Below are 8,094 nucleotides of genomic sequence, written 5' to 3'. Positions count from 1 at the left end.
CGTGATCCGTATGTACGGTGGTGTGGGAGGGGTGGAGTCGCGAGACTCCCCCCTATCCCGATCGGCCAGCGCCCGGCATTCCCCGCGCCCTCTCTGCTTCGGAGGGCAAACCAAGAGCAAGACTCGGGCGCAATCTGCGTCGCGGGATCGTCAGCGCATATCGTGCGCCGAACTCATCCGCTCACGGGCTGTTTGACAACGTTTCAGCGCATGTCCTGACGACGACGCAAGGCAGCGTCGCCGCCACGATGCAGGCACCGGCTTCAAGCCTTGCGCACGGTCCCGAGGAAGCCCTCGACCGCCACCCGGAAACGATCGGCATCGGTCGACATGCGGCGGACGGAGTCGACCATCGCCGCGCCCGCATTGCCGGTCTGGCGGTTGAGGGCTGCGACCGAGCCGATCGTGTCGGTCACGGCGCGGGTGCCCTGCGCGGCGTGCTGGAAGTTGCGCGAGATCTCGGTGGTGGCGGCGCGCTGCTCTTCGACCGCCGCGGCGATCGCCGTCATCTTCTCGTCGATGCTGGAGATGTTGTGGCTGATGGCGTGGATCGCCTCGACCGACTCGCCGGTGGCGGCCTGGATCTCGGCGATCTGCCGGGTGATGTCGTCGGTCGCGGTCGCCGTCTGCGCCGCGAGATTCTTGACCTCGCCGGCGACGACAGCGAAGCCGCGGCCGGCATCGCCGGCGCGCGCGGCCTCGATGGTCGCGTTGAGCGCCAGCAGGTTGGTTTGCGCGGCGATCGCGGTGATCATCTTGACCACCTCGCCGATGCGGTTGGCGGCGCGGTCGAGCATCTCGACGGTGGCGTTGGTCTGCGCCGCCTTCTCCACCGCCTGGCGCGCATCGGCCGCCGAGGCCTGCACCTGCGCCGCGATCTCGGAGACCGACGCGGTTAGCTCCTCGGTGGCGGCGGCGATGGTCTCGAGATTGGTGGTCGCGGTCTCCGCGGCGCTGGCGACCGCGGCCGTCTGCTCGGTGGACTCATCGACCAGCTTGCGGACGTCGCCGGCGCTGGAATCGAGCTGGCCGGTCGAGTTGCCCATGCTGACGATGACCGCCTGCACGGTGTCGTCGAAGCTCTTGCAGGCGCTGTCGATCGCCTGCGAGCGCTCCAGCCGGCGGCCCTGGTCGAGCTCGCGCTCGCGCGACAGCTGCTCGGCGGTGGCGGCGCTCTCGCGCAGGCCCTCGAGGGCGGCAGCCATGGCTCCGAACTCGTCGGCATGAGCGAACTGCGGCACCGGCGTCTGGTAGTCGCGCTGGCCGATGCGCTGGATCGCCTGCATCAGGACGCCGACCGGGCGCATCAGGCGGACGCGCACCGCGCGCAGCGCCAGGCCGGCCACCACGAGCGCGGCGATGAAGGCGAGCGACTGGACGATCAGGCTGCTCAGCGCCGCGGTCTTGATCTCCTCGGCACGGGCGATCGAGCCATCGAGCGCGGTCATGCCGATCGCGATGATGCCGGCGAACGGGCCCTGGCAGAACGCGTTCCATTCCGGCGCCGGCATCGCCGGCTTGCCGCTGCCGTCAAACCCCTTGGCGAGCTGGTCCATGCGCTGATGCGCGGCCTCGACCTCGGCGCGCGAGGTCTTCACGGCGCCGGCGAGCGCGGTGCTGCCGCCCCCCGCCAGGAGGTCGTCGAGCCCGGACCAGCCGGCCGCGACGGTGCCGCGCCATTGCGCGATCGCGCCCTTCTGGGCGTCGTCGAGCGGCTTGGAGGCGTTGATGTTGGGACGCAGCGCCGAGCATTGCAGGCCGTAGCGGTCGCGGACCTGCCAGGCCAGCCGCCGCGCCTGCACCATCTTGGCGATCGCCGGATCGGTCATCCAGGCGCGGTTGGAGACGGCGAGCGAGGCGGCGTTGGCGACGTCCAGCGTCTTGGTCATTGCCTCATACCAGGCCTGCGTACGCGCCAGCACGCGTTCGGCGCGCGGCTTCGCGGCCTCGTCGAACAGCAGCTTGAACTGCGGAACCGTGGCGTCCCAGCTCGACTTCAGCCTCGCCATGAGGTCGTCGCGCTCAGGCATGTCGACGCCGGCGAGCGCTGTGACGATGCCGTCATAGCCCTTGGCCTCGATGCCCTGATATTCGGTGAGCTTGGCGCGCGGATCGTCCTCGCTCAGCAGCACGCTCTGGATGTCGCCGCGGTGGGCGCGCATGACGAGGACGTTCTGGAAGATCGCCTTGTCGGCCGCGGTCAGTTGCTCGGTCGCGACGCTCTCGCGATAGCGGCCCGCGGCACCGCTCATCAGGATCGCCGTGGACACCAGGATGCCCGCGGCCAGCACCGACAGCAGCACCATCAGCAGAGTACTGACCGATTTCCTCATCACGTACCGCCCCACACCGGAAAGTGGCAGGATGACGCCATTGCACAAATTCTTCCTTAACCATGGACCGGCACACCGGCGACCGAGGTAATCAGTTGCCGAATTCCCCCGCTCCACGACAACAAAAAATGCGCAAGCCGCAACGCGGCAGCCGTTGGCGCGCGCTGCGGCGCGATGCGAAGCGAATCGCAGGGCGTGGTGCGCAGTGGCTGGGCCGGACGGTGGGCGCGGCGCCGCGGTGGATCAAGATCACCTGCGGCGCCTTGGTGCTGCTCGTGACCTTCGCGCTGGTCAATCTGGCCTATCATGTCATGCGCAAGCCGACCGAGCTGTTCGTGGTGACGGGTCATTCGCTCGACAAGGAGCCGGAGGAGACCTGGCGTCAATATGGCGCGCTGTTCCGTGAGAGCGCGACGCGATCGATCACGCCGGAGCTGCTCGCCGCCCTGGCGCAGACCGAGAGCTCGGGCAATCCCGTGGCGCGCACCTATTGGCGCTGGCGGTTCGCGTGGAATCCGTTCGCGCTCTATCAGCCGGCCTCCAGCGCCGTCGGCCTGTTCCAGATGACTGACGGCGCCTTTGCCGACGCCGCACGGTTCTGCATTCGGGATCACGAGGTGGTCAGCAACGGCTGCGGCTTGCCGAGCCTGTACGTTCGCGCCTGGCCAGCGCACGCGGTGGCGCTCACGGTGATCTCGCTCGACCGCCAAGTCGCCGCCGCGCTCGCACGGCAGCCCTCCGGCAAGCCGACCGCGCAGCAGCGGCAGGATCTCGCAGCCGTCATTCATCTGTGCGGCGCCGGGCCGGCGACCGGATTCGTGCGGCGCGGCTTCAAGCCGGCGGATGGCGAGCGCTGCGGCGACCATTCGGTCGCCGGCTATCTCGGCCGCGTCAATGCGATGAAGAAGCAGTTCCAGAAGCTCTCGGCAGCGGAGCGAAGTTAGCGCATGGCGCCCGCTCGGCAACATCGGCAGCCCGCCCGGTTCCGCGTTAAGCACGTCGGATTTGCGGGTGTGTGCAAGGCGCGCGCGTTAAGACATTGGCAACGAACTGCCGCGCATTTTCTCCCTCCCATTAGTACAGGAGTCACCATGTCAGAGATCGGCATTCCCGGCGCGCGCATCCGGTCCTTCATCGAGCGGATCGAGCACCTCGATGGCGAATTGGCGGAACTGAACGAGCAGAAGAAGGAAGTGTTCGCCGAGGCCAAGGGCGAAGGCTTCGACGTCAAGATCCTGAAGGAGATCATCAAGCTCAGGAAGCAGGACCAGGACGAGCGGGACGAGCACGAGACGCTGCTCGATACCTACCTCCGGGCGATGGAAGCGGCCGAGACCGGGCCGGCCAGCAAAACCCCCGAGCGCAAGGCGGCGTGACACGCTGCCGACCGACGATGGCGGCGCGCTGCCGATCTGTGCCGCGCGCTGCCCTCCCCCGGGGATTTTTCTTGCCCGGTTCCGTCCGAGCCTCTAACGCTGCGCTACACTCCTGCCCGCGCCCGAGGATGAGATGACCGACGCAATGACCTGCCCGCAATGCCGCTCCGAACACGCCTATCAGGACGGCGCGCTATGGGTCTGTCCGGAATGCGGCCATGAATGGAGCGGCGACGCCGCGGTCGCGGCAGCGGCCGGCGACGATGCCAGCATCCGCGACGCCAACGGCAACGTTCTGGCCGACGGTGACAGCGTCATCGTCATCAAGGACCTGAAAGTGAAGGGATCGTCCTCGGTGGTGAAGGGCGGCACCAAGGTCCGCAACATCCGCCTGCAAGAAGCGAGCGACGGCCACAACATCGCTTGCAAGATCGACGGCATCGGCCAGATGAACCTGAAGTCGGAGTTCGTGCGCAAGGCGTAGGACCGAGTGCTCCCGGAACATTCGCGACGCTATGACGTTCGGATCAACAACGGGAGGATGGCCATGCTGACGGACGACCAGATCGCGACGCTTTCGGATATCGGCCAGGCGATCGCCTTCTCGCCCGACCGGCAGGACGAGCTCGATGGACTGATCCGCGAAGGCTATGTCGCCAAGGACGGCGACATCTACGAGCTGACGGCGAAGGGGCAGAAGATCCTGACCGATCGAGGTGCCGGATTGAACGAGGCCTGACGCCACGGACGACCGAAGGGCCCTGGCATCTGCATCAAGGCGTTGATATCAGCCCGCCAAATGAGACGGGCTTCCGACTGATTCTCGTGTCCTGGGCATCGGATATTGGTCGCGCAAGTCTACGTGTTCGGCCCCGGCGTTCATCAAGAGACCCGGCCGTCCAATGGCCGCGAGCGCCGCAGGACTGCGCAGGCGGTGCCTGTTGTTTGGCACGGCAGACCCGGGTCAGCCTCGACCATCAGGCCGAAGGCACCGCATACAAGCAAATCCCGAATTCATCGGCCAGCCCGCGCGGGTCCGTTGCCGAATGCTGCGTGATCCAAGCAGTGAATCCATCACGCTTCTGTAGCCATGAAGTGACACCCGTAGCAATCCGTTCCGTAGGAGCACGGCCCAGATTCATAACTTGGCATGAACCCTGCTTTCTCGATCCTGACCGGGTCCCACTCTATGGAGGCAGAATCAACGTGCTCGTCACTCTCGTCGCAATGCTATGCAACGGCCAGCTCTGCATGGAGAAGGTCGTCACCAACAGCGAGATGTCCGGCATCACGATGACATCCTGCGCCGTCAGCGCGCAGATCGGAATCGCAGACTGGATGTCCAAGGGTCCCTATCACGAGTGGCGTCTGCAGAGTTACAAGTGTGTCGCCGGTAAGTACGTGCCGAAGACCAACGCCTGATCCGCTTTGCCCGTCCGGCCGGCGCCCGGGTATCCGGGACCGGCCGGCCGGGCGCAGGACCTCTGCGCTGCTGTCGAATGTTCGACCCCAGCCGCGTCGCATTCGGGACACGCGCAGCAAAGAGAATGCTGCCGTTCGCGTGCCAACGAGCCCGGAATCGGCGATTCGACCCGCAATGACGCTGGCCCGCTTCGTGCAATGCCCCTCGCGACAATGGGGGATGACGTCATGCCGTTCTACAGCTTCCATTGCGCAGCTTGCGCAGAGGATTTCGAGTTGCTGATCGGGATTTCTGAAAGGCCGGTCTGTCCGACCTGTGGCAGTCGCAAGCTGACCCGCCTGCCCTCGCTGCCGGCGCCGCCAGCGCGCAGCCCCGGCCTGATCAAGGCCGCGCGCAGCCAGGCAGCGCGCGAGGGGCATTTCAGCAACTACAGCCGCGCCGAACGGAAGAAGCGCTAACCCGGCAGCGGCGGCCGGCCCTCAGCCTCAGTCCGATGTGATCTGCACCTCGGGCACGTCATCCTCGGGATCGTCGATGTCGAGGCCGTCCTCCTCATCCAGATCGATCCCGGAGAGGCAGATGTCACCGTCATCGATCACGAGCTCGACCGGAGACAGCGTCCGGCCCTGGCAGGGCCCGATGAAGCATTGTCCGGTATCGAGGTCGAACTGCGCGCCATGCTCGCCACAGACGAGGAAATTGCCTTCCTCGTCCATGAACTCGCCAGGATGCTTGTCGAGGCGAGCGCCCTGATGTGGGCAGGCATTCTCGAAGCCGTAGAAATTGTTGCCCTTGCGCGTGACCAGGATCGGCCAGGGCTTGGCGCTGCCATCGGGCTCGCGGCGCTGGAGAACGAAGCCCCGCGCCGCGCCATCGTCCACCTCATAGGTCGCGCAGATCGCAAACAGCGTGCTCATCATCCGCCTCTTTTCGCCTCGCCCGGCGTTTGGCGCATCCGCGACATCGCAGGCGCGCTGAAGAGGCTCGCAGCAAGCAGCATGCCAGCCAGTAGTGCCCGACAGGCAGATCGCGGGCCTCAGGCCGGTGGCATGCCGAGGCGGCCGATGCCGGGAAATTTCAGCGCCCGCCGTCGCCAGCGCCGGCCGGCACGCCACCTTCACAATCCGGACACCACGCCAGCGCTGAAGACTCAGTGCCGGCGGAAACCACCGCCCGGACCGGAACGCCCGCCGCCGCCGCGAGGGCCGCTGACGCCGACACGCGCAGCACCCATGGCGGGGCCGCCCCCGATATGCGCCAAGCCGATTTGCGGCGAAGTCCCGACCATGCGCATGCCGCCCATCTGCGCGCGGGCGCTCTGCGGCGCACCACCGCTCCGGCTCATCAGAGGCTGCATCATGGGTGGTGTTCCAGCTCGAGCGGGAGCACCAGCCACGACTGGAGGTGCGGCGGGGCCGGCGGCAGTCGCAGGCGGCATACGACCTTGCATGCCCGAAGGCGGTCCGGATTGTTGGCCTGTGCCGGCGACCGCGCCCGCTCCGGCGCCAGGCTGGATCGTTCCGCCGGGACCACGACCCGGCATTCCCGGGGTCATGCCAGGCTGAGGCGGATTTTGCGCCATGACCGGCGGATGGCGATGCCAGTAGCGGTTCCAGAACGCGTGCCGATGATACCAGGGCCGTCCGAAATAGAAGCTGCTCCAATAGGTGGTCAGCGTGAAGCCGACAGTCGGCACGTACTCGACATATTCGGGCAGGTAGACGTACTGCTCACGGTACAGATAGGCGAGTGTCCGCGCCGCGACCCAGCCGCGTTCGCCTCCGAAGCTGACATCGCACCACGCGCCGCCTTGAATGCAGCCATGGATGGTGATCCGGGCCCCGGCCGGAATGCGCTCGACGATGGGAAAACCCGGGCCAGGTCCTGCGCGCATGGCGGCCGCGGTGCGCACCAGGCCCGGCGCAGCCACCGCCAGCGAGGCGGGCGTGGCAATCAACAGCGCAGCAACAAGACACGTTCTGAGTTTCACCACGGACACCCTCCTGTCTGTTTGCCGGAGCGAGCTCGGGCGCGAGACTCTCGCGCCCGCATGCGCGGCTCCAGCATGCACTCGACAGGGATGGTTGCAGACTATCGCGGCAACCTCACGGCGCTCCGTTGTCGGAGAGGAGCTGCGCTGCTCCACCGAGAGCGCGGCGAAATGCTTCGTCGAACGTCACGCCACGGAATTGCCACCGATATTGCTTGCCCGCGCGATCGAGGCGCCATCGCGTGACCCACCCCAGTTCGGCGTCGTCCCAGGTGAGATCGCCGAAGAGCATGACCTCAGCTCCGGGAAACCATGACGCGACGGCCACGGGCTGGACATCGTTCAGCTTGGTCTTCTCAATAGCGGCCTTCGAGATCTCGGCGGCGCTTGGCAGAGCGATCTCGAGTCCACGCTTGACGGCAGCCGCGCGCAATGCGTCGCGCTGCAGATCGGACGTCCGGTCGTCGGATGCAACGAGGAACGTGCGGCCGCCTGCCGTCATCGCCACGATCACGGCAATCGACGGGCGCGGCCTCGGCCACGGCTTGACGTTCAAGCTCGCCAGCAACTGATCGATCCGCGCGCGATCGAATGACACGGTCAGGTCATACGGCCGGTCGCGCGTGCCCTGCTCGTCGTGCTTCGGCTTGCCCGACATCTGATCGTGATAGTCGAAGCCGGTGACGAACTCCGCCGCTCGCGCCTCGAGTGGCGCGAGCCTAGCGTCATTCCTGAGCTGAAATGCACCGGATACCTTGATCAGCACGTCTTCCAGACATGCTGCAAAGGCTGCCCGGCGATTGTCCTCGCCCTGACCGGTCACGACCGTCTGCGCCTGGTACAGGTCGGTCGAGGCCGCATTCGCAACGGTGCAGGCCCCGACCGTCATCATCACCCAGAGCCCGAGACGCCAAGCGCCCAGCCCGCGGAGAACACCGTACTGCTGCATCGCGCCCTCGATCCGGCTATGTC

General features: G+C 66.7%; 10 protein-coding genes. 6 read left to right on the top strand and 4 right to left on the bottom strand.

Features of this window, described 5'->3' with window-relative positions:
* Positions 1–263: 263 nt before the first annotated feature.
* Complete coding sequence (locus tag QX121_RS29315; protein WP_315813691.1) at positions 264–2,333, bottom strand: methyl-accepting chemotaxis protein; 2,070 nt, start codon at positions 2,331–2,333, stop codon at positions 264–266.
* A gap of 128 nt (positions 2,334–2,461) precedes the next feature.
* Here QX121_RS29315 and QX121_RS29310 point away from each other — a divergent pair, with 128 nt between their 5' ends.
* The 6 genes from QX121_RS29310 to QX121_RS29285 all read left to right on the top strand — a co-directional run bounded on the left by QX121_RS29310 (position 2,462) and on the right by QX121_RS29285 (position 5,590).
* Positions 2,462–3,277, top strand: a complete 816-nt coding sequence (locus QX121_RS29310; RefSeq protein WP_409999383.1) for a transglycosylase SLT domain-containing protein — start codon at positions 2,462–2,464, stop codon at positions 3,275–3,277.
* A 147-nt stretch (positions 3,278–3,424) separates the two neighbouring features.
* Positions 3,425–3,709, top strand: coding sequence for a DUF2312 domain-containing protein (locus tag QX121_RS29305; RefSeq protein ID WP_315712263.1), 285 nt, complete (start codon positions 3,425–3,427; stop codon positions 3,707–3,709).
* A 133-nt stretch (positions 3,710–3,842) separates the two neighbouring features.
* Positions 3,843–4,193, top strand: coding sequence for a zinc ribbon domain-containing protein YjdM (locus tag QX121_RS29300; RefSeq protein ID WP_315813690.1), 351 nt, complete (start codon positions 3,843–3,845; stop codon positions 4,191–4,193).
* 63 nt (positions 4,194–4,256) lie between these two features.
* A complete protein-coding gene (locus QX121_RS29295; RefSeq protein ID WP_315712266.1) occupies positions 4,257–4,448 on the top strand; it encodes a hypothetical protein in 192 nt (63 codons plus the stop codon).
* A gap of 467 nt (positions 4,449–4,915) precedes the next feature.
* Positions 4,916–5,131 carry a hypothetical protein gene (locus QX121_RS29290; protein ID WP_315741157.1) on the top strand — a complete coding sequence of 72 codons (216 nt, stop codon included), beginning with the start codon at positions 4,916–4,918 and terminating at the stop codon, positions 5,129–5,131.
* A 228-nt stretch (positions 5,132–5,359) separates the two neighbouring features.
* The gene (locus tag QX121_RS29285; RefSeq protein WP_315755665.1) at positions 5,360–5,590 is read left to right on the top strand and encodes a zinc ribbon domain-containing protein; all 231 of its coding nucleotides are present in this window, start codon (positions 5,360–5,362) and stop codon (positions 5,588–5,590) included.
* Between the two features lie 27 nt (positions 5,591–5,617).
* Here the strand turns inward: QX121_RS29285 and QX121_RS29280 are convergent, their stop codons facing one another.
* The 3 genes from QX121_RS29280 to QX121_RS29270 all read right to left on the bottom strand — a co-directional run bounded on the left by QX121_RS29280 (position 5,618) and on the right by QX121_RS29270 (position 8,071).
* Complete coding sequence (locus tag QX121_RS29280; protein WP_315712272.1) at positions 5,618–6,052, bottom strand: Rieske (2Fe-2S) protein; 435 nt, start codon at positions 6,050–6,052, stop codon at positions 5,618–5,620.
* A 230-nt stretch (positions 6,053–6,282) separates the two neighbouring features.
* On the bottom strand, positions 6,283–7,125 hold the full coding sequence (locus QX121_RS29275) for an SH3 domain-containing protein (protein ID WP_315813689.1): 843 nt from the start codon (positions 7,123–7,125) through the stop codon (positions 6,283–6,285).
* A gap of 112 nt (positions 7,126–7,237) precedes the next feature.
* Positions 7,238–8,071, bottom strand: coding sequence for a DUF2066 domain-containing protein (locus QX121_RS29270; RefSeq protein WP_315813688.1), 834 nt, complete (start codon positions 8,069–8,071; stop codon positions 7,238–7,240).
* Between the last annotated feature and the right edge of the window lie 23 nt (positions 8,072–8,094).

Origin of the sequence: Bradyrhizobium sp. SZCCHNR2028, from assembly GCF_032380995.1 — a bacterium.
GTDB lineage: Bacteria > Pseudomonadota > Alphaproteobacteria > Rhizobiales > Xanthobacteraceae > Bradyrhizobium.
The sequence above is the reverse complement of the archived record's forward strand: the minus strand, read 5'-3'. Positions and strand labels throughout refer to the sequence as shown.